At 35.3% G+C, this 23,013-nt stretch carries 21 protein-coding genes; 20 read left to right on the forward strand and 1 reads right to left on the reverse strand.

Annotated features, from left to right (window positions below; translation table 11 throughout):
- Positions 1 to 67 precede the first annotated feature (67 nt).
- The 5 genes from liaF to E4Z98_RS03220 all read left to right on the forward strand — a co-directional run bounded on the left by liaF (position 68) and on the right by E4Z98_RS03220 (position 3,578).
- Positions 68 to 811 (forward strand): cell wall-active antibiotics response protein LiaF, encoded by a 744-nt coding sequence (gene liaF, locus E4Z98_RS03200; protein WP_135253760.1) that lies wholly within the window; start codon positions 68 to 70, stop codon positions 809 to 811.
- Complete coding sequence (locus tag E4Z98_RS03205; protein ID WP_135253759.1) at positions 808 to 1,878, forward strand: sensor histidine kinase; 1,071 nt, start codon at positions 808 to 810, stop codon at positions 1,876 to 1,878. Before liaF ends, E4Z98_RS03205 begins: the two co-directional genes overlap by 4 nt.
- Positions 1,871 to 2,503, forward strand: coding sequence for a response regulator (locus E4Z98_RS03210; protein ID WP_135253758.1), 633 nt, complete (start codon positions 1,871 to 1,873; stop codon positions 2,501 to 2,503). The genes E4Z98_RS03205 and E4Z98_RS03210 overlap by 8 nt, the downstream gene beginning before the upstream one ends.
- A 15-nt stretch (positions 2,504 to 2,518) precedes the next feature.
- On the forward strand, positions 2,519 to 3,181 hold the full coding sequence (locus E4Z98_RS03215; RefSeq protein WP_135253768.1) for a potassium channel family protein: 663 nt from the start codon (positions 2,519 to 2,521) through the stop codon (positions 3,179 to 3,181).
- Between the two features lie 103 nt (positions 3,182 to 3,284).
- Positions 3,285 to 3,578, forward strand: a complete 294-nt coding sequence (locus E4Z98_RS03220) for a HesB/YadR/YfhF family protein (RefSeq protein WP_135253757.1) — start codon at positions 3,285 to 3,287, stop codon at positions 3,576 to 3,578.
- Between the two features lie 21 nt (positions 3,579 to 3,599).
- Here the strand turns inward: E4Z98_RS03220 and E4Z98_RS03225 are convergent, their stop codons facing one another.
- A complete protein-coding gene (locus E4Z98_RS03225) occupies positions 3,600 to 4,424 on the reverse strand; it encodes a DUF1189 family protein (RefSeq protein WP_135253756.1) in 825 nt (274 codons plus the stop codon).
- A 157-nt stretch (positions 4,425 to 4,581) separates the two neighbouring features.
- On the opposite strand from E4Z98_RS03225, the gene E4Z98_RS03230 reads away from it, so the two are divergent.
- From E4Z98_RS03230 to polA, 15 genes are all read left to right on the forward strand, one after another.
- Positions 4,582 to 5,190 carry a superoxide dismutase gene (locus tag E4Z98_RS03230; RefSeq protein WP_135253755.1) on the forward strand — a complete coding sequence of 203 codons (609 nt, stop codon included), beginning with the start codon at positions 4,582 to 4,584 and terminating at the stop codon, positions 5,188 to 5,190.
- A 125-nt stretch (positions 5,191 to 5,315) separates the two neighbouring features.
- Positions 5,316 to 5,606, forward strand: coding sequence for a DUF1507 family protein (locus E4Z98_RS03235; protein ID WP_135253754.1), 291 nt, complete (start codon positions 5,316 to 5,318; stop codon positions 5,604 to 5,606).
- Positions 5,607 to 5,617: 11 nt separating this feature from the next.
- Positions 5,618 to 6,787 carry an FtsW/RodA/SpoVE family cell cycle protein gene (locus E4Z98_RS03240; protein ID WP_135253753.1) on the forward strand — a complete coding sequence of 390 codons (1,170 nt, stop codon included), beginning with the start codon at positions 5,618 to 5,620 and terminating at the stop codon, positions 6,785 to 6,787.
- Positions 6,788 to 6,813: 26 nt separating this feature from the next.
- Positions 6,814 to 10,242, forward strand: coding sequence for a pyruvate carboxylase (locus E4Z98_RS03245; protein WP_135253752.1), 3,429 nt, complete (start codon positions 6,814 to 6,816; stop codon positions 10,240 to 10,242).
- A 32-nt stretch (positions 10,243 to 10,274) separates the two neighbouring features.
- Positions 10,275 to 11,375: a CAP-associated domain-containing protein gene (locus tag E4Z98_RS03250; RefSeq protein ID WP_135253751.1), complete on the forward strand. Its 1,101-nt coding sequence runs from the start codon at positions 10,275 to 10,277 to the stop codon at positions 11,373 to 11,375.
- Positions 11,376 to 11,403: 28 nt separating this feature from the next.
- A complete protein-coding gene (locus tag E4Z98_RS03255) occupies positions 11,404 to 11,832 on the forward strand; it encodes a YlbF family regulator (protein ID WP_135253750.1) in 429 nt (142 codons plus the stop codon).
- Positions 11,822 to 12,169 (forward strand): YlbG family protein, encoded by a 348-nt coding sequence (locus tag E4Z98_RS03260; RefSeq protein ID WP_135253749.1) that lies wholly within the window; start codon positions 11,822 to 11,824, stop codon positions 12,167 to 12,169. Before E4Z98_RS03255 ends, E4Z98_RS03260 begins: the two co-directional genes overlap by 11 nt.
- 68 nt (positions 12,170 to 12,237) lie before the next feature.
- Positions 12,238 to 12,801, forward strand: a complete 564-nt coding sequence (gene rsmD, locus E4Z98_RS03265; RefSeq protein WP_135253748.1) for a 16S rRNA (guanine(966)-N(2))-methyltransferase RsmD — start codon at positions 12,238 to 12,240, stop codon at positions 12,799 to 12,801.
- Positions 12,794 to 13,285, forward strand: coding sequence for a pantetheine-phosphate adenylyltransferase (gene coaD, locus E4Z98_RS03270; protein ID WP_135253747.1), 492 nt, complete (start codon positions 12,794 to 12,796; stop codon positions 13,283 to 13,285). The genes rsmD and coaD overlap by 8 nt, the downstream gene beginning before the upstream one ends.
- A 9-nt stretch (positions 13,286 to 13,294) precedes the next feature.
- Positions 13,295 to 14,356 carry a SepM family pheromone-processing serine protease gene (locus tag E4Z98_RS03275; RefSeq protein ID WP_280529207.1) on the forward strand — a complete coding sequence of 354 codons (1,062 nt, stop codon included), beginning with the start codon at positions 13,295 to 13,297 and terminating at the stop codon, positions 14,354 to 14,356.
- Positions 14,357 to 14,453: 97 nt separating this feature from the next.
- Positions 14,454 to 16,937, forward strand: coding sequence for an SF1B family DNA helicase RecD2 (gene recD2, locus E4Z98_RS03280; RefSeq protein ID WP_135253746.1), 2,484 nt, complete (start codon positions 14,454 to 14,456; stop codon positions 16,935 to 16,937).
- Positions 16,938 to 17,016: 79 nt separating this feature from the next.
- Entirely contained in the window at positions 17,017 to 17,967 is a 951-nt protein-coding gene (locus tag E4Z98_RS03285) for a hypothetical protein (protein WP_135253745.1), read from the forward strand.
- Positions 17,968 to 18,115: 148 nt separating this feature from the next.
- Positions 18,116 to 19,453: a UDP-N-acetylmuramate--L-alanine ligase gene (gene murC / locus E4Z98_RS03290; RefSeq protein ID WP_135253744.1), complete on the forward strand. Its 1,338-nt coding sequence runs from the start codon at positions 18,116 to 18,118 to the stop codon at positions 19,451 to 19,453.
- Between the two features lie 20 nt (positions 19,454 to 19,473).
- Positions 19,474 to 20,175: a Bax inhibitor-1/YccA family protein gene (locus E4Z98_RS03295; protein ID WP_241856724.1), complete on the forward strand. Its 702-nt coding sequence runs from the start codon at positions 19,474 to 19,476 to the stop codon at positions 20,173 to 20,175.
- Positions 20,176 to 20,292: 117 nt separating this feature from the next.
- A complete protein-coding gene (gene polA / locus E4Z98_RS03300) occupies positions 20,293 to 22,947 on the forward strand; it encodes a DNA polymerase I (RefSeq protein ID WP_135253743.1) in 2,655 nt (884 codons plus the stop codon).
- The last annotated feature ends 66 nt before the right edge of the window (positions 22,948 to 23,013 follow it).

Genomic DNA, 23,013 nt, shown 5'->3' on the forward strand with positions numbered 1-23,013 from the left:
TATACTAAACAAAAAGGGGAATAAAAGGTATAATGAAACAAGAATATTATAGATAGGAGTAAGCTTAATGAAACATTCATGGAGAGTTTTTATTGTCATTGAATTATTAATGCTGCTATTTGTCCTTTATAAAGTGGTCAATGAAACGCAAGCACTAATTTTCTTGATTTTTGGTATCGTAAATATTATATTTGCGATCAAAAGAAAGCGTAAAAGTAGTTTTAGTCAATTTCAATTAATAATGGGTGTAGTGATCTCCTTAATGAGTTTATTAACTAGTGGGCCCGTTATTTGGTTCATGCTAGTATTTGCTATTTTGTTTTTCGGGCTAGTGGGTGTAGAGACGTCAGGTTTGAGTGTGTTAGAACATTTGGATTTAGTGCCTTGGAAAGACAAACAAATGATTAATGTGGAAACAGTTGAACCAGCAGTTAAAAATGGCAAAAAATTTAAACGTCAACTTTTTGGCAACCAACGAATTGGTTCATCAGTATTTGAATGGGATGATATTAATCTTTTAATTATTTCGGGAGATACGATTATTGATTTGGGCAACACTATTTTGCCTAAAGAAGATAATGTCGTATTAATTAGAAAAGGTTTTGGTCGTACAAGAATCATTGTGCCAATGGGAATTGGTATCATGGTTGAACATACAACGTTAAGTGGTAAATTGGTTTTTGAAGAAAAAAGCTTTAACTTGAAAAATGAAGCCATTAAAATTTTTAGTGATGATTATGATGGCAATGTCCGACGCATTAAATTAGTGACGAACACGTTATTAGGTGATGTAGAGGTTGTTAGAATATGAAAAATAAAACCAATTATTTATTTTTATTTATTTATGTCTTCTTATTTACGCTAATTATTTTATTGTTTACCTCGTTTATTGTTTTGACAGCTATGGGCAGAAAACTTTGGATTAAAGCGTTATTTGATTTAACCGTTTCTGTTTTTCCTGTCTTTTTTTTCTTAATGCTAATGTCGTTATTAATTGCATTAGTAGTGACGATTGTGTCATACTTTATACAAAGGAACCAATATCTTGAAATAGAAGAGAAAATCGAACAATTGCAACGTGGTAATTATGATCATCAGGTGTTCGCCCCTCAAGCAAGTTCTGATTTTTTTGAGGATGAACTGGATCTTCATATTGAATCACTAAGAAAACAATTATCAGAGATGTCAAAAGAACTTCAAGTATTATCTGCACGTCCGTATTTAGTAGACGGAGAATCCAAAGAGGAAATTTTACGGGAAGAACGTCATCGTTTAGCAAGAGAATTACATGACTCGGTTAGTCAACAGTTATTTGCCGCTTCAATGATGCTCTCAGCGTTATTAGAATATTCTAAGAAGCAGAATGGTGATGAAAAAATATTAAAACAATTAGATACAATCGAAGACATTATTAACGCCTCTCAATCTGAAATGCGTGCACTCTTGCTGCATTTACGTCCAATTAATTTGGAAGGAAAAAGTCTTCAAAAAGGAATTGAGCAATTATTAAAAGAACTTCAAACAAAAATTAATATCGAAATGGTATGGGATATTCAAGATATCGCGTTACCAACGACCATTGAAGATAATTTATTTCGAATTATTCAAGAATTATTTTCAAATACATTACGCCACGCTAAAGCCAAACGTTTAGAAGTTTATATGAGAAAGCAAGAAGAAATGCTATCTTTACGGGTGATTGATGATGGTGTTGGTTTTGATACCTCTCAATCTAAAGTAGGTAGTTATGGATTAAGTAATATCAAAGAACGTGTGAATCAAATGGGCGGCACGTGTAAGATTATTAGTTTTAAAAATAAAGGAACGAGTATTGATATTCGTGTTCCGCTAGTAGGAGAGAGTGATAAGGATGATTAGAGTAATGTTAGTGGATGACCACGAGATGGTTAGACTAGGAGTATCATCTTATTTATCGATTCAAGATGATATTGAGGTTGTAGCAGAAGCTGAAAATGGCAAAATTGGTTACGAAAAAGCGTTAGAATATAAACCAGATGTAATTTTAATGGATTTAGTTATGGATGAAATGGACGGTATTGAAGCGACTAAATTGATTCTAAATGATTGGCCAGAAGCAAGAATTATTATAGTCACAAGTTTTATTGATGATGAGAAAGTTTATCCTGCCATCGAAGCAGGCGCGGCGGGCTACCTATTAAAAACATCTTCTGCTAGTGAAATAGCCGAGGCTATTCGTTCGAGTTACCGAGGAGAAACCGTTCTGGAACCGGAAGTGACAGGCATGATGATGGATCGTTTGACGAAAAAAAACATCCCTGTTCTTCATGATGAGTTAACTAATCGTGAGTCAGAAATATTATTGTTGATTTCTGAAGGGAAAAGCAATCAAGAAATAGCCGATGAACTGTTTATTACATTAAAAACAGTGAAGACGCATGTTTCAAATATTTTATCAAAGTTAGAAGTAGAAGACCGTACGCAGGCTGCTATCTATGCCTTTAAGCACGGAATTGTTAAATAAAGTGAGGAAATAATGATGAAGCAAAGTTTTGCTGTTATTGGCTTAGGTCGATTTGGTGCTAGTGTTTGTACAACATTGGTTGAAACAGGTCAAGAAGTCTTAGCTATTGACCGTGATGAAGATCGCGTGAATGAATACATGGATATTGCCACACACGCTGTAGTGGCCAATGCAGAAGATGAGATAGCATTACGTGCGTTAGGGTTACGTAATTTTGACCACGTCATTATTGCAATTGGTGAAGATATTCAAGCTAGTATCTTGGTGACATTAATGGCAAAAGAAATGGGTGTACAGCGTATTACAGCTAAAGCTCAAAATTTATATCATGCAAAAGTATTGGAAAAAGTTGGCGCAGACCATGTCGTGCATCCAGAACGAGATATGGGAGAGCGTGTGGCCCATCACTTAATTTCTAAAAATATTTTAGACTATTTAGAACTATCAGAAGAATACTCAATTGCTGAGATACGAATTGAGAATCATAAATTCGTCGATCGTACATTATTAGATTTAGATTTGCGCCAACGATTTGGTCTAAACGTTGTTGCTATTAAACGTGAAGGAACCAAACTAATTGTTTCGCCATCCGCTGAAGAGATGGTATTACTTGACGATACCTTATTTGTAATCGGAGAAACAGTTGACGTAGAACGATTTGATGAAATCATGAACTAAGAACTCTTTTTAAGGGTTCTTTTTTTGAGCGCGAAAAAAGTCAAATGTTTGCTGCTATGTTATGATAATAGTACAAAGCGTTGAAGAAAGTGTGGTTGATTAAATGAAAATTACTGTAACAGATAAAGCAGAAAATTGGTTTAAAAATGAATTAGGTGTTGAAGCAGGGGGCTACGTTCATTTTTTTGGTAAATATGGTGGAGCGACAAATGTTCATGTCGGTTTTTCAACAGGTATGCGTGTGGAAGAACCAACAGATCCTATTGTTACGATGGAGCAAAATGGGATAACTTATTACATTGATAGTACAGATGAATGGTTCTTTTCAACCTATGATTTAGCGGTTGATTTTGATGAGAAAAAGGATGAACCTGTTTATACGTATTCAGAAAATTAAAAAGAACTAGTCGCTTGGCGGCTAGTTCTTTTTGTTTTGTGAATTAATAAGTTGCTTCTTAATTTGGCGAATATTATTAGAGTAAATAATCACGGATACAACAATAATTAACGTTAAGATATCCAGTGATGGGAAGAAAATCGATAAAATAGTTGATGCGACAACTGGTAATGTTGAAGCAGCTATAAATAATTTAAAAGAATTACCCAATGTTAATCCTAACATTCTCGCACGTTCAAATGTGTGACCAATAAGTGTGCCTAGCAATAAGTAAATACCAAACATGATCATCATCGGTACTAATGTCATCAGAATAATAGCCCCGATTAACATAGCTTTTTCACTTGTCCTTAAGGAAGAGCTTTTAAAAATCGTTTGACTGAAATACGTTTGATCAATGTCTTTGTAGTCTAGTTTTAGCGTGTTTTTCCCCAGTAGTCCGATGAAGGGGTTTGAATCATTCATCGTCACTACAAGATGGTTCTTCAGATAGCCAAGTCCGATTTGATTACCAACTAAACGCGTTTTAATATCATCTGCACTCAATTTGTTCTCAGGATCAAAGGCAAATAGGAAGTAGTCAGAGGTATAGATAAAACTTTCACTAGGCTCTTTAGTTACCAGCTGATTGTCTTTAAACGAAAATTCAGGCGTTTGTTTAACAATTTCTTGAATATTTTTTTCTACTTGTTTTGTTTCAATAAAGGCTTGTCCCATAAGTGGTAATCCTAATATCAACGAAAGTAGTAAAAAGTATGGAATCATTATTTTTTTTGATAAACGATTGGCCATAAAAAGATTTTGAGGATGTCGTAATGCTTCTTTAAATAAAGATAAAATGTTCATAGATGTATTGCTCCTAACAGATATTTATCTTATAATTGTATATGTTTATAAGGGAAATTACAAAATAAATTCACTTTTAAGCATTACTTTTGTAAAACACGTTATTAAGTGATACATTTTTTTATGTAGGATAAAAAAACTTTTAGGAGGAACCACAATGACATACCAATTACCAGAATTACCATATGCATACGATGCATTAGAACCACATATTGATGAATTAACTATGCACTTACATCACGACAAACATCATAACACTTATGTTACTAACTTAAATGCAGCAATCGAAAAATATCCAGAATTAGGCGAAAAATCAATTGACGAATTAGTCGCTGATTTAGCTAACGTGCCAGCTGACATTCAAACAGCAGTACGTAACAATGGTGGCGGTCATGCTAACCATACATTCTTCTGGGAAATCATGGGACCAAACGGTGGTGGCGAACCTACTGGCGATATTAAAGAAGCAATCAATGCTAAATTTGGTAGCTATGAAGCTTTCCAATCAGAATTTACTGCAGCAGCAACTGGCCGTTTTGGATCAGGTTGGGCATGGTTAGTCGTTAATAACGGCGAATTAGAAGTAATGTCTACTGCTAATCAAGATTCTCCATTATCAGAAGGTAAAACACCTGTATTAGGAATCGATGTTTGGGAACACGCTTACTACAAAAAATATAGCAACGTACGTCCAGATTACATTAAAGCATTCTTCAATGTAATCAACTGGGATGAAGTTAACAAACACTACGCAGCAGCAAAATAATCAGTTAAATAACATGGGGAGATGTGGCGATTATCGTCATATCTCTTTTTTTCTTTTCTTCATCTTATCTCCTTAATTTTTAATCAAATATGCTATAATAAGATGAATTATAAGGAGGCATTGAAATGAATAAGGAAAATGAACATCAATTAGCATTGTCTGTTTTAAATAAAGAAGCAAGTAAAATTAGAACCCTAATTAACAGTCAACGAAATCATCTATGTATTTCCCAGTGTAAAGCCTTTGAGGAAGTGGTAGATACACAAATGTATGGTTTTAGTCGCCAAATTGACTTTGCAATAAAAATGAATATTTTAAAGCATGAAGAAGGACAACTTATTTTGGCTGATTTAGAACGTGAATTAAATCAGGTCTATATAGATGTCTATGAAACACAAAAGGAAATGCAAGAATAGGAGTGTAGTTAGTGGTAAAGAAGCCAAAAAAACGTTACTTTTTAGATTATGGAATAGTCATTCCATACATAGCATTATCAATTATCGGAATTGTGATGGTATACAGTGCGACAGCCTATAAGCTGATTAGTGCAGGACGAAATGAATTTAGTGGTGGAATCAAGCAAGTTGCTTTTTTTGCTGTTGGTTTGATTATTATTTATGTCATTTATCATATGAAAATTGACTTTTTACAAAATCGAACGGTAGTAATGGCCAGTTTTATAGGTATATTGGCCATGTTGGTCTTAACGTTCTTTATTGGAGAAGCACTAGGTGGTGCCAGAGGTTGGATTAAGATTGCTGGCGTCCAAGTACAGCCAGTTGAATTTCTTAAAATAATTGTTATCTGGTATTTATCTTATGTCTTATCAAAACGTCAGTCAACGATTTCTAATGAATTCATCAAAACAGTTCTATGGCCAGTCGGAATGATCGCAGCAGCAGCCTTTTTAGTACTAGTACAGCCAGATACAGGTGGTGCAGCGATTATTGTGTTACTAACCATTGTCATGTTATTGGCTAGTGGTATTAGTTACTGGTACGGTATCGCGATTACTGGTGGTGGTATCGCGCTAAGTTTTATCGCAATCGAATTTGTTACGACTGTAGGGAAGTATTTTATTCCTGAATATATTGTTAATCGTTTCTTAGTATTTAAGAACCCTTTTATTTCTCAATATGATGCAGGAATGCAAATGATCCAATCTTACTATGCAATGTTTAATGGTGGTTTGTTTGGTAGAGGTTTAGGTAATAGTATTCAGAAAAAAGGCTTTTTACCCGTGGCAGAATCAGATTTTATTTTTTCGATTATTATTGAAGAATTGGGATTGATTGCTGCAGTTATCATTCTATTAATGTTAATGTTTTTGATACTCCGTATTATTTCTGTAGGGATTAAAGCAACGAGCACATTTAATTCAATGGTTTGTACGGGAATAGGGGCAATGATGTTAATCCAAACCTTTATTAACGTTGGAGGGATTACGGGGTTGATTCCAATGACAGGTGTTACTTTTCCGTTTATAAGTCAAGGAGGCTCAAGTTTTATTTCCTTATCAATTGGTGTCGGGTTAGCACTAAATATTAGAGCAGATGAGTTAAGAAGAAAATATCAACGTCAAATCGAAGCATTATAAAGTTTGTATAAAGGAGACCTGTGACCATGAAAAAAATATTAGTTGCCAATCGAGGGGAAATCGCGATTAGAATTTTCCGTGCATGTACTGAATTAGGCATTCCTACTGTAGGAATTTATGCACGCGAAGACGAAGACTCTATTCATCGTTTTAAAGCGGATGAAGCCTATGTAGTAGGATTAGGGAAAAAACCAATCGATGCTTACTTAGATATTGAAGATATTATTAGAATCGCAAAAGATACAGGAGCAGATGCAATTCATCCTGGTTATGGTCTATTATCTGAAAATTTAGCTTTTTCAAAACGCTGTGAGGCTGAAGTAATTAAATTTATTGGTCCTTCATCTGGGCACTTGGATATGTTTGGCGATAAAATAAAAGCCAAAGAAGCGGCAATAAATGCAGGCTTACAATCCATTCCAGGTTCAGATGGGCCAGTAGAGTCTGTAGAAGAGGTTTATGACTTTGGACGTCATCATGGCTATCCAGTCATGATTAAAGCCGCACTTGGTGGCGGTGGACGTGGTATGAGAATTGTTCATAGTCAAGAAGAAGTAGAAGATGCCTTCCATCGAGCAAGTAGTGAAGCAAAAGCCGCATTTGGTAGTGATGAAGTTTATGTTGAAAAATATATTCAAAACCCTAAACATATTGAAGTACAAATTTTAGGTGATGAACATGGCAATGTGGTACATTTATTTGAACGTGATTGCTCAATTCAGCGACGTCATCAAAAAGTAGTAGAAATAGCACCGTGTGTTTCTCTGCCTATTTCATTACGTGAAGCAATTTGTGAAGCAGCCGTTAAGTTAATGAAGCATGTAGGCTATTATAATGCAGGAACAGTAGAATTTTTAGTTGAAGGCGATCAATTTTATTTTATCGAGGTTAATCCTCGTGTTCAGGTCGAACATACAATTACTGAAATGATTACAGATATTGATATCGTGATTTCGCAAATTGAAATTGCCCAAGGAAAACAGCTTCATGAAGAAATGGGGGTTCCTAAGCAAGAAGACTTAACTTTTAGAGGAGCGGCGATTCAATGTCGTATCACTACAGAAGATCCAAGTAATGATTTTATGCCAGATACAGGCAAAATCGATACATATCGTTCGCCAGGTGGTTTAGGCATTCGTTTGGATGTTGGTAATGCCTATGCTGGAGCAGAAGTGACACCTTATTTTGATTCATTATTGGTAAAGGTATGTACTTATGGTATTAACTTTAATAAGGCCATTACAACGATGCAGCGTGCGTTAAAAGAATTCCGTATTCGTGGAGTAAAAACAAATATTCGCTTTTTAGAAAATGTGTTAGCACATGAATCCTTCCAAAGTGGTGAGTTTAATACGACATTTATTGATAACACACCTGAATTATTTGATTTCCCACGTGTGTCAGATCGTAGTAATAAAATGTTGAAATATATTGGAGAAGTAACCGTTAACGGCTTCCCAGGTATTAAGGAAGAAACGAAACCTGTGTTTGAACAACCTCGTCCGATTCTTTTACAAACAACAAGAAATATTCCAGTAACCGCTAAAACCATTTTAGACACGCAAGGAGCAGATGCGGTCAGTCAATGGGTGAAAGACAAAGAAGAATTACTATTAACGGATACAACCTTTAGAGATGCCCATCAAAGTTTACTGGCAACTCGTGTTAGAACAAAAGATATTTTAGGTATTGCCCATCAGACTGAATTAGCTATTCCTAATTTATTCTCAAGCGAGATGTGGGGAGGCGCAACTTTTGACGTGGCATATCGTTTCTTAAATGAGGATCCATGGGAACGTTTAAAATTAATTCGTGAGCAAATGCCGCATACATTATTACAAATGTTATTCCGTGGTTCAAATGCAGTCGGTTACCAAAATTATCCAGATAATGCGATTGAAGCTTTTATCAAACAAGCCGCTGAAAATGGGATCGATGTGTTCAGAATTTTTGATAGTTTGAACTGGTTACCTCAAATGGAAAAAAGTATTCAAGCTGTACGAGATAGTGGCAAAATCGCTGAAGGAACGATTTGTTACACGGGGGATGTTTTATCCACTACCCGTACGAAATATGATATTAATTACTATGTGGATATGGCACTTGAACTTGAAAAAATGGGGGCACATATTATTGGTATTAAAGATATGGCAGGGTTATTAAAACCTCAAGCAGCTTACCATTTAATTAGTGCGCTTAAAGATAAAGTATCCTTACCGATTCATTTGCATACACACGATACGAGTGGGAATGGGCTTATCACTTATTCAGCAGCGACACGAGCAGGTGTAGACATTGTGGATGTTGCCATTAGTTCTTTAAGTGGCAATACGAGTCAACCAAGTATGGGAAGCTTGTACTATGCACTAGGTGAAGGTGAACGTACGCCAAACATTAACATCAAAAATGTTCAAGCCATCAATCATTATTGGGAAAGTGTTCGTCGCTATTATGCGCCATTTGAGAATGGGATGAATGCCCCACATACTGAAGTTTACCAACATGAAATGCCAGGTGGTCAATACTCTAATTTGCAACAACAAGCCAAAGCAGTAGGATTAGAAGAACGTTGGGATGAAGTGAAGCAAGTCTATGCGGATGTTAACCAAATGTTTGGAGATATCGTTAAAGTTACTCCTTCTTCTAAAGTAGTAGGTGATATGGCACTCTTTATGATTCAAAATAATTTAACAGAAGAATTAATTTATGAAAAAGCTGACACATTAAGTTTCCCTGATTCTGTTGTTAGTTTTTTCCAAGGAGACTTGGGACAACCGACTGGAGGCTTCCCAGAAGAATTAAAAGCAGTTATTTTACAAGGGAAACCATCTATTGAGGTTAGACCGGGTAGTTTGGCAACACCGATTAATTTTGAATCTACTAAGGCTGAATTACAAGAATTAATTGGCTATGAACCGTCTCAAGAAGAAGTTTTAAGTTATATTATGTACCCGCAAGTATTTTTAGATTATCGTAAGATGAACGATCAATTTGGTGAAATCACTGTATTAGATACACCAACCTTTTTCTACGGAATGCGTTTAAATGAAACAGTTAATCTTGAAATTGCTAAAGGAAAAGTATTCAAGATTCGTCTAGATGAAATTGGTGAACCTGATATTGAAGGAAATCGTACCTTATTCTTTAACTTTAATGGTCAGCGTCGTGAAATTATTATTAATGATACGCATGTTAAATCACAAGTAATCTTAAAAGTAAAAGCAGAACCAACTAACAAACAACATATTGGTGCAACAATGCCAGGTTCAGTGCTAGAAGTCTTGGTTTCTAAAGGCGAAAAAGTAACAAAAGGACAAACGCTAATGGTAACAGAAGCCATGAAGATGGAAACGACCTTACAAGCACCATTTGATGGTGTAATAAGCAAGCTTCATGCTGAAGCAGGAGAACCTATTAGAACTGGTGATTTATTAATTGAAATCACACCTAAATAATTGCCCCACTATTGGAAGAAAGAAGGGAAAGAATGAAACGAATAAAAGATTTTCTAGTTGCAGTTCTTTTTATTTCCATTATTAGTTACACGTTACCCATTTTTTTCCCACAATCTTCTTCCTCTCCAAAAGAAAATACGAGTATCGATGAATCTATAAAAGAAAAAGAACCGACCTTTGTTCAAGAAAAATTACCAGCCAATGGTTATTCTAAATGGATTGGTAAATCAGGTGAAAAATTTGCTAAACAATTTGGAGAACCTGTTTCCAAGGAAAGAATCAGTCAGACGCATGAATGGTGGACATATGGAAGTAGTGCGAACGATTATTATGAAGTATTAGTTGTTAATCATCAAATTGAGTCAATCTTGATTTTAGGCAATGAAGTGGAGACAGATAATATACATACTGGTATGAAAATGGAAGATTTAGCGTTGTTGACAACGTTGTATTCCAATTTTAGTTTTGATTATGAACGAGAGAATTACGTGATCGAGTTGAGTGAAGAAGACATGAATTATCAACCGCTAATTGCTTTTAACAATGGCGCGTTTGCACTTATTCAATTTAATCAGAAGACTGGAGCTATTATAGCTATTCGCTATCTATCCGCACATGATTTACTGACGTTAATGCCGTACCAATTACTATCAGGCAACTTGTTAGATGCAGGAGACTCTCTATCAAATGCATCAACAGTAAAAGATAGCGTTAGAAAAAAACATTTGGTTAATTTATTCAATCAATTACGTGAACTTGCTGATTTAGATAAGCTAGATTTAGATCCTATGCTCAATAATCTGGCGGATGAATTAGCTCAGCACTTTGTTGGGAATCAAGAAACGATTTTGCAAGAAGATCGTTTAGAAGAGTTTCTTGAAGAACGTATGACGCATACGTATGAACGTCCGTTTTATTTAGAGAAGAATGAAATGCGTGAATTGGAAAAAATAAGTAACGCCAATAAATTTGAAGATATAGAAGGACTATTGTATTTGCCTAATCAAGATACCTCGTTTTTAGCGATGCATCTATACGGAGAATTAACACACTTATTGAAGCTTGATGATGAAAAGGTAAATAAAATTGGATTAGCTTTTAAAGATGATTTTATCGTGGTATTATTGAAATGATAAAATAACCCTTTCATGAGGTGAATAAATGATCTATACAGAAGAAACCATTAGAGTGGAAGAAAAAACAAGGACATTGATTACGACTATTACTCAAAGTGAAACATTAAATGAGTTAGTCACTCGTCGTACAGTGATTGAACAATCTAACGAAATAAATAAAAAAGTTAAACAGTTTATTGAAGCAAAAGAAGCTTTTGAAAAAGTAGAAGCATATGGGAAGTTCGCGCCAGATTATACAGAGAAGCGCCGTCATATGCGTAAAATGAAACGAGAACTTGATACAAATGAAGCGGTGATGGACTATCGTATTAGCGAAAGTGACTTACAAGAAACGCTAGATTTGATTTCTTATCAATTGGCTCAGATTGTCTCACCCGATATCAAAATTGATGCAGGAAATCCATTCTTTGAATTTGCTCAAAGAGGATGTGGAGGAAGTTGTCATGTTGGATGAAAACCAATTAACGGAAGAAATAATACAAGAAACATTACCCTGGAAAAAACGCCGTAGTTTAACCGTCTGGGTCTATACCATGCGCCCATTAAGACAATTACGAAAATTCGGTTTAGTTCATCACGTGTCAAAAAAAATGAAATACGTGGTGATTTATATGGATGATGTAGATATCCCAAAAAATAAAGAAGCCATTGAATCATTGCATTTTGTACGTAAAGTCGATGTGTCTTATCGACCAGATGTTTCAACTACATATAGCAAGAATGAAGATGCCGATGATGGCTTTGAAGTCCAAGAATTGGGCACAACGATTAAATTAGCAGAAATTGTTTAAAAACATAATATTAATAACAGAAAGGTTGTGACAATTGTCACAGCCCTTCTTTTTATAGGAGTGAAGGTATGAGAATTGTAGCTGGAGAATATGGCGGTCGTCGCTTAAAAACATTAACAGGAGACAATACACGCCCTACATCGGACAAGATAAAAGGTGCAATGTTTAACATGTTAGGACAATATTTTGATGGAGAAATAGTATTAGATTTATTTTCTGGTAGTGGCAATCTATCATTAGAAGCGCTATCTAGAGGTTGTGGACATGCTTATTGTATTGATAAGAATTTTCAAGCTATTTCAATCATCAAAGAAAACGTCGGATTAGTTAAAGCTGAATCTCGCGTAACCATAATGAAAAAATCAGCAGAATCAGCATTACAAGAATTTGCTGCGAAAAAACAAGTCTTTGATTTAGTATTTTTAGATCCGCCTTATAAAGAGCAAAAAATTGTGGCACAAGTTACCTTTATGCTAGAAAATGGCTTGCTATCTGACCACGCTAGAGTTGTTTGTGAAACCGACAAATTTTTTGATTTAGGTGAAATTGAAGGGCTTGTCTGTTTGAAAAATCAATTATACGGTAACACGCGTATTACCATTTATCAAAAGGAGGCAGTTAGTCATGACTAAAATCGCCTTGTTTCCTGGTAGCTTTGATCCATTTACGAACGGTCATCTAGATACGGTAGAACGCGCCGCCAAAATGTTTGATCGTGTGATTGTCGCTATTATGACCAACACAAGTAAACAATCTCTTTTTACCCTTGAAGAAAAGTTAACCTTAACAAAACGAGCCTTAGCCCATTTAGATAATGTTGAGGTAATGGAAAGTTCACTTGATTTAACGGTCAATCTTGCTAAAAAATTAGGTGCAACCGTCTTAATTAGAGGGATTAGAAATATGACAGATTACGAGTATGAAAAAAATATTGCCCATATGAATCATGACTTAGCGCCTGAAGTAGAGACGGTCTTTTTATTATCACCGCCAGAACTTAGTCGTATTAGTTCAAGCCTTATTAAAGAAATTGCAATGTTTGGTGGAGATGTTTCAGCCTATTTACCTACGGCTATTAATGAAGCTGTAAAAAATAACTACCAAAAAGATAAGTAGGTGCCTGTAGTGAGAAATGAAAGACAAGTAAAGAAATCAAAAACACCTCTTTATATAAGTATTGTGGTAGCATGCGTGTTAATCATGACCAGTTTATTTTTACCTTTACCGTATTACATTGAAATGCCTGGTAGTGCTGATGATGTACAACAATTTGTCACAGTAGACGGACAAAAGAATGAACATACGGGAGCTTACTTACTAACGACTGTAGGGATTAGACAGGCCACACCACTTACTTTATTAACCGCTAAATTTAATGATTTTCAAGAGGTTGAAACAAAAGAAGCATTATTTGGAGATAATAATAGTGAAGAGTACGATTTAATCGGTCAATTGCAAATGAGTTCATCTGAAAACATGGCAAAAAAAGTAGCGCTTGATTTAGCTAAGGAACCATACACCTTTGTTTATGAAGGCGTATTTATTCATTCGGTTGTTGAAGGCTCAGACTTTGAAGGTAAATTAAAAGTTGGCGATGTGGTCTATAAAGTAGATGAGCACTCCTTTGACTCATCAGAACAATTCATGACCTATGTGAAGGGAAAGAAACTTGGCGAATCAGTAACGTTAACAATTAAACGAGATGATAAGACAATGGAGATTTCAGGTAAACTAATTAAATTACCAGCAACTAAAAATATAGGAATTGGTATTACGTTATCTGATAAAACATCGCTTGAATCTGACCGTAAGATTGCGTTTGAAGTAGAAGACATCGGAGGTCCATCAGCGGGCTTGATGTTTACACTTGAAATCTATGAAGGACTAATCGGTCAATCGTTGCGTAATGGTCATATCATTGCTGGGACAGGTGAAATCAAAAGCAATGGCGATGTGGGCATGATTGGTGGCATTGATAAAAAAATTGTAGCCGCCGATCAAGCAGGAGCCGATATTTTCTTTGCGCCAAGTGAAGAGTATCCTGAAGACGTATTAAAAGAAGCACCTGATTTAAAAAATAACTACGAAATAGCCAAAGAAGCCGCTAAAAAAATTAAAACAGACATGAAAATCGTCCCAGTAAAAAATGTCAAAGAAGCGTTAGCTTATTTAGAAACATTAAAATAGTCAAGAAAAGCAGTGGAAACCATCCACTGTTTTTTCTTGTTTATTTGATTAAAAAAGCTTAAGATGATACATAGAGAAAAAGTCAAGGAGGGAAGAAATGGAAAATGAATCGTTATATGTCACTGGCTCACTAATTGCCATTTTTTTCCAAAATCCGAGTAATTTTTATAAAGTGATGCTGATAGGTGTGGAAGAAACAAATACACCTTATGAAGAATTAGAAATTGTTGTGACGGGTAGTTTTGGCGACATGATAGAAGGAGAAACGTATCAGTTTATTGGCCATTTGGTAGATCATCCAAAGTATGGAAAACAATTTCAAGTAGAAACCTATAAAAAAATTCAACCAACAACAGAAAACGGTTTAGTAGAGTATCTATCCAGTGATAAATTCCCTGGTATCGGTCACAAAACGGCTGAAAAAATTGTCGAGACTTTCGGTGATAAAGTCATTGAAATCATTATGAATGAAGCTGATCGTTTATTTGAAGTGGATGGTATAACAAAAAAACGTCAACAAGTCTTGCATGAAGGCGTTCGCGAAAATTATGGTATGGAACAAGTTATCGTATCGTTACATGACTATGGATTTGGTAGTCAATTATCGATGGCAATTTATCAACAATATAAAGGTGAGACCTTAGAACTTATTCAAGAAAACCCTTATAGATTGTGTGAAGATATTGAAGGGATTGGTTTCAAAAAAGCCGATCAATTAGCTGAAAATATTGGAATTGAAGCCACGTCGTCATCTCGCATTCAAGCAGCGATTCAATTTGAATTGCTACAAGGCTCCCTAAACGAAGGGAATACCTATTTAGAAGCAGAAATGCTCCTTGAACAAACGATCCAATTACTAGAAACAAGTCGACCAGTTGAAATAACGCCTAATTTAGTTGCAGATGAAATTATTCAATTAGTAGATGCTGGTAAGATTCAACAAGAGGGAACTAAGCTGTTTGAAAATAGTCTTTATTTTGCCGAATTTGGTATTGCAACGTCTATCAAACGATTGCTCTCAAGAAAAAAACGGATTAAATATGATGAAGCAGCGATTGATAAGATTATTGCGCAACTAGAAAAACAAAATAAAATGAATTACGGTGATTCTCAAATTCTCGCCTTAAAAGAAGCTATTCGCTCTCCTTTGTTTGTCTTAACGGGGGGGCCGGGAACGGGTAAAACTACTGTTATTAATGGGATTGTTTCGCTGTTTGCTGGATTAAATGATTTATCTTTAGATATTAACGAGTATCATAATGAAGTTTTTCCTATTTTACTAGCGGCACCAACAGGAAGAGCGGCTAAACGAATGAACGAAACGACAGGTTTACCGTCAAGTACCATTCATCGTTTATTAGGGTTGAATGCAGGTGAGAAAATTAATGCGGAAGAAATAGAAAAACTTGAGGGTGGACTGTTAATCGTTGATGAGATGTCAATGGTGGATACTTGGCTAGCTAATTTATTGTTAAAAGCTATTCCGACAAATATGCAGGTTATTTTTGTAGGAGATAAAGATCAGTTACCATCGGTGGGGCCAGGACAAGTTTTACATGATTTTTTACAAGTTGATGAAATACCGAGTTGTGAGTTAACGGATATTTACCGACAAGGAAATGGTTCAACGATTATTTCATTAGCTCATGGGATTAAAAATGGCAAGTTACCCGCTGATTTAACAAAGAATCAACCAGACCGTTCATTCTTTCAATGCCAAGCTGTTCAAATTGAGCCAATTATTCGTCAAATAGTGACGAAAGCACAAGCAAAAGGGTTTACCGCGCAAGATATTCAAGTTTTAGCACCTATGTATCGAGGAGTAGCGGGTATTGATAACATCAATAATATGATGCAAGAAATTTTTAATGCTAACCCTAATGGCACACGTAAAGAAGTGAAGTGGAACGATAAAGTGTATCGAATTGGTGATAAAGTCTTACAGTTAGTCAACGAACCTGAGTTGAATGTGTTTAATGGTGATATGGGAGTCATTACGGGCATTATTTTTGCAAAAGATTCTGACAATAAAGTAGATGAATTAGTCATTAGTTTCGACCAAAATGAAGTAACATATGGGAGGAACGAGTGGAGTAAAATTACGTTAGCTTATTGTTGTTCGATTCATAAGTCACAAGGTAGTGAATTTAGAATGGTTATCATTCCAATGGTGAATCAGTATGCACGCATGCTGCAACGTAATTTGTTATATACAGGGATAACAAGAAGTAAGGAATTATTAATTATGCTAGGTGAAGCCTCAGCGTTTATTAGAGCAACTGATAATGAAGCCACTAATCGTTTAACGTATTTATTACCTAGAATTTCTGAAGCATTAGAATTAGCCCCTCATATTTATATAGAATCAAACGATACAGAAGAAGTTACTCAAAAAAATCCCAACACATATCAACAAGTGGTTAATGAAACACTTGAAAGAACAAATGAGCAAGATGTTTTATCGCCAGTTACTGAGGATTATGTACTGACTGAAACATTAGTTACACAAGGTATAATCTCTCCAATGATTGGTATGACTGAAGGGGTGACACCTTATGATTTTGAACCAATTCCTCATTAGGAATAGGATGACGTTTTTTTCTAGGGTTGTTTCTTTAAGTATGGTACACTTGATATGTTAAAGAAAGGGGTTGACGTTTATGAAAGAGTCGATAGACCGAAAATTTTTTAGATTTCCAGCTTTTTCAGATAAAGAAGGTGTCAAATTAGCCACTCAACCTAAACGAGAAATTTTTGAAAAACATGAACCTGTTATCATTACGAAATATCAACAAGTTGTTTCAAATAAAATAGAAGAATTACGTCATTTAGATGAAATTGAAGAACTAAATGAGATGAATCAAGTAGATGAGCAACAACTTGAACCAACTAAAGAAAAAAATTGGCAACCTAAGACCGCTAAAAAAGAAAAAAGCTCAAAAGGATTAGCCATTAAACCGAACGTGGCAAATGATCAGCAAGATAAAAAAAGCAAATCACAATTCGCCTCAACTTATGAGCCTCCGATTAGTAAAAGAATCACTCAAGAACCTAAAAGTTGGTTACCAGAAGACGTTGAAGAACGAATCGATAAACATGCCGCTTTAGAAGAAAAATTAGCGAATACACGATTTGCTGAAGACAAAGAAAAGTTTGTTCCTAAAGCTATTCCGCAACAAATGCATGGGCAAGATCCCACAATTGAAGTGGAACAAAAAGTAGCCTTAGCTAAGCAATTATCAAAAGATAAACAATCTTATCTTGTACTAGCTTCAGATGAAGATGATGCTCTACCAGAATTAAAAAACGAAGAGCTAGTTGACGAACAAATCAGTCCAGAGATGGAAGACATGGCGTTAGAAGTCAGTTATACTGAGGTGGAACCTATTCAAAGAAATAAACGTACCATTCCTCAACTACCTAAAAAAGATATTATTCCGGAACCTAAGATCAGTGCTTTTTCAAAGAAAGAAGATTTAGAAACACCAGTTTTTAAAAAGAAAAACGGCACTGAAGAGGTAAATAGAACGCGCTTAGATAAATCATTATCAGGCATTATGTCAGATGAAGGCAAACTGACAAATAGTATCTATTTTGATTCAGATAATTAATTGGTAAGAGGAATTACGCTTAGAAGGCTTAATTCCTTTTTACTTTGTCTTTGTTAGTGACAAGTTCTTGAAAAAATAATCAAAATATACGATAATGGTATTCGGATTTGATGCTACAATAGGTAGTAGACAGAAAAGAGGATAAATAATGAATATTAGTGAAGAAAAGATTTATCATTTTGTAGGGATTAAAGGATCAGGTATGAGTGCCCTTGCCTTAATTTTGCATGAAAAAGGCTATAACGTGCAAGGATCTGATATAGAAGAATATGTGTTTACACAACGTGAATTAGAAAAGAATAAGGTGTTAATTTTACCATTTGACGCTAATAATATTAAAGAAAATATGGTCGTAATAGCAGGTAATGCTTTCCCAGATACACACGAAGAAATAGTAGCTGCTAACGAACAAGGGATTGAAGTCATTCGTTACCATAAATTCATTGGTGAATTCATTAAACATTTCACTAGTATTGCAGTAACAGGCTCACATGGAAAAACAACCACGTCAGGCTTATTGTCACACGTTTTTAGTGGGATTAAACCAACAAGCTACTTAATTGGTGACGGAACAGGTCACGGAGTTAAAGGGGCGCAATACTTTGCTTTTGAAGCCTGTGAATATCGTAGACATTTCTTAGCATATCAACCAGATTATGCCATCATTACCAATGTTGATTTTGACCATCCAGATTATTATCAAAGTATTGATGATGTCTTTGATGCCTTCCAAACATTTGCAAAAGAAGTACAAAAAGGAATCGTTGCATTTGGTGAAGACGAACAGTTAAAAAAATTAGAAGCTAATGTCCCTGTTTATTACTATGGAACAAGCGATCATAATGATTTTAAAGCAATAAATATTGAACGAACAACAACAGGTTCTTCGTTTGAAGTAGCCTATAAAGGCGACATCATTGGTAAATTTGAAGTGCCATCTTTTGGTATTCATAATGTATATAATGCATTGTCAGTTATTGCGCTTGGTCATTTAGAAGGGTTAGATGATAAAGAAGTTGCAAAAGAATTGCTAACATTTAATGGTGTAAAGCGTCGCTTCACTGAGAAAAAAGTGAGTGATATGATTATTGTTGACGATTATGCCCATCATCCAGCAGAAATTCAAGCAACGATTGATGGCGCGCGTCAAAAATATCCAGAAAAAGAAATTATTGCTGTATTCCAACCGCATACATTCACACGTACGGTTGCTCTAATTGATGAGTTTGCGACGTCATTAGATTTAGCTGATAAAGTTTATTTATGTGATATTTTCGGATCAGCTCGTGAAACGCAAGGCGAAGTAAAAATTGAAGACTTAGGCGCGAAAATTTCTAAAGGTGGTTCGGTTATTAAAGAACAAAACGTGTCACCGTTATTAGATCATGAAGATGCAGTAATTATTTTTATGGGTGCTGGAGATGTACAAAAATTTGAAATCGCCTATGAAAAATTATTAACAAGTTCAAGTAGAAATAATATGTAAAATATAAAGGAGTGTTGTTGTTGAACAATCATTTAGAAACAAATCAAGTAACGTCAACTAGAGGAAGCTTAGCGGAATTTTATACACGCGTGTATGCGATTTTAGCAATCGGAGTCATGGTAAGTAGTGTGACAGCTTATGCAGTCTCAACTATTTTTTACGAACAAATGGCTAGTTTCTTAACAAATGTGCCATATGGTTTTGGTGTTTTGTGGATTATTGAAATTGCCTTAGTGTTGTTTTTAGGTTTTAAATCATTTACTAAACCTGTCATGGCAACTGGTGGATTTATCCTTTATTCATTAATTAACGGGATTACCTTAAGTTATACGATGATGTATTACGGTATCGAAACAATGGGACAAGCATTCTTAGCTGCTTCTGCTACATTTGCTGCAATGGCAATTTTTGGAAGTCGTACAAAGCAAGATTTATCACCTTTAGGACGTGCCGCTTACATTGCGTTAATTGGGATTATTATCTCAGCGATTATTAACTTCTTTGTTGGTAGTTCAGCATTTGATTTCTTTATTACTTCTTTAACCATTTTAGTCTTTGCTGGTTTAACAGCGTATGATCATCAAATGATCAAAGTTTACTATCATAATGCTCAACAAAATCAACAAAGTTTAGCAGGAGTCGCAGTCTTTTGTGCGTTACAATTGTACATGGACTTTATCAATTTATTAATTGCCTTTGCAAGAATTTTTGGAAAAGATTAATAATAGTAATGAATACAAGACAGGTTATTCGGCAAATTGTCAAATAGCCTGTCTTTTCTCTTTGTTCGTAACGTGAACTTTGTTAGAATAGAGACAATAGATTAAAGGAGAATAAGAATGCCTAATAAAAATAAATTACTTTTAGTAGACGGTAACAGCGTGGCGTTTCGCGCGTTTTTTGCCTTGTATCAATCGCTAAGTCGCTTCAAAAATAGTAGCGGTTTACATACAAATGCTATCTATGCTTTCCATAATATGATGGGAAATATTATGGACAAAGAGCAACCAACGCATGTATTAGTCGCGTTTGATGCAGGGAAAACAACGTTCCGTCATGAGACATTTGAAGAATATAAAGCTGGACGTTCAAAAACACCAAGCGAATTTAAAGAACAAATGCCGTATATTCGTGAGATGTGTTTAGCCTTAGGGATCCAATATTATGAGTTAGAGAATTACGAAGCCGATGATATTATCGGTACATTGGCTAAGCATGTGAGTAAAGAAGAATTTGATGTTGTCGTGCTATCAGGTGATAAAGATTTAACACAGTTAGCTGATGATCACATTCGCGTTGAGGTAACAGTTAAAGGAGTAAGTGAACTAGAATCTTATACGCCAGAACACATTCGTGAAAAATATGGCTTAGAACCTATGCAAATTGTTGATATGAAAGGCTTAGCTGGAGATAGTTCAGATAATTTGCCTGGTGTGACGGGAATTGGCGAAAAAACAGCGATTACTTTATTGAAAGAATACGGTAGCGTTGAAGGGGTTTATGACCACATTGATGAAATGAAAAAAAGTAAGAGAAAAGAAAACCTTATTAATGACAAAGAAAACGCCTTGATGAGTAAAGAACTAGCGACGATTAATATTGAAGCACCGATTACTATTACAGTGGATGACCTTAAATATGAAGGTAAAGACACAGAAAAGTTAGTTGCGCTGTACAAAGAAATGGATTTCAAAACGTTTTTATCTAAATTAGATACTGGCGATTATCATGATGTCAGTGATGAATTAGAAGAAATTATTTATGAAGTGGTAACAGAACCGACAGCTGATATGTTTGAACCAGGTATGAGCGTTTATCTAGAAATGTTGGAAGATAATTATCATTTAGCAGATATAATTGGGGTAACCTGGGGAAATGAAGGGAAACGCTACGTAGCGATTGGAGATGAAATATTAAGCCATGAAGCGATGATTACCTGGTTAGAAGATGACACATTAACAAAAGCCACTTACGATGCAAAAGCTCATATTGTAGCGTTAAATCGCTATGGCATTCAAGTTAAAGGTGTGACGTTTGATAGCTTACTAGCTGCCTATTTATTAGATACAAACGATAAGAGTGAAGATTTAGCAGAGGTTGCTTATCACTATGATTATAAAGCAATTGAAACCGATGAAAAAATTTACGGTAAAGGTGCTAAACGTGGCGTACCTGAAGACGAAATCTTGACGGACCATTTAGCACGTAAAGTCGCAACGCTGAATTATTTAGCACCAGTATTAAAAGCCCACCTAGCTGAAAAAAATCAAGAAAAGTTATTTTATGATATGGAATTACCATTATCATTTGTCTTGGCAAAAATGGAAATACAAGGAATTCGTGTCAATGCGCAAACATTGATGACCATGCAACAAGAGTTTGCTGTTATTTTAACCGAAATTGAGTCGCGCATTTATGAGATGGCAGGTGAAGAATTTAATATTAATTCTCCTAAGCAATTAGGGGTGATTTTGTTTGAAAAAATGCAATTGCCAGTTATAAAGAAAACAAAAACAGGCTATTCAACGGCTGTAGATGTGCTAGAGCAGTTAAAGGACCAAGCGCCGATTGTCGAAGAAATTTTACACTACCGACAAATCGCAAAAATTCAATCAACTTATGTTGAAGGATTACTAAAAGTGATCAATCCAAATGATAATAAAATTCATACACGTTATGTACAGACGTTAACCCAAACTGGACGATTAAGTTCGGTAGATCCTAATTTACAAAATATTCCAATTCGTTTAGAAGAAGGTCGTAAAATCCGTCAGGCGTTCATTCCTAGAGAAGAAGGTTGGGAAATTTTCTCATCAGATTATTCTCAAATTGAATTACGCGTTTTAGCTGATATTTCGCAAGATGAACATTTAAGACAAGCATTTATAGAAGACCAAGATATTCATACGAGTACCGCAATGAGGGTGTTTGATATTGCTAATCCTGACGACGTCGATGGGAATATTCGTCGACAAGCAAAAGCTGTCAATTTTGGTGTTGTGTATGGGATTAGTGACTACGGATTATCTCAAAATTTAGGGATTACTAGAAAAGAAGCAAAAGACTTTATTGATACGTACTTTGAAAAGTATCCGGGTGTCAAAACATACATGAAAGAAATTGTTCGTGAAGCTAAAGAGCAAGGCTATGTTGAAACGCTATGGCATCGTCGTCGTTACTTGCCTGATATTAATTCACGTAACTTTAACGTTCGTTCATTTGCAGAGCGCACAGCTATCAACACGCCTATTCAAGGGAGTGCTGCCGATATTTTAAAATTAGCTATGATTGAAATTGATCAGCGTTTAGAAAAAGAGCAGTTACAAGCCACAATGCTATTACAAGTGCACGATGAACTTGTCTTTGAAGCACCAAGTGAAGAGATACCGGCACTTGAAGCGTTAGTAAAAGATGTTATGGAAAATATTGGAACATTTAGTGTGCCGTTAAAAGCAGACAGTAGCTTTGGTCCAACCTGGTACGAAGCTAAATAAATAATAATTAATCGAAAGGAGATGTGATCAAATCACACCTCCTTTATTTAGAAAGTAGTGAAAAAA

The sequence above is a fragment of the Vagococcus xieshaowenii genome (genome assembly GCF_004792515.1).
GTDB classification, from domain to species: domain Bacteria; phylum Bacillota; class Bacilli; order Lactobacillales; family Vagococcaceae; genus Vagococcus_A; species Vagococcus_A xieshaowenii.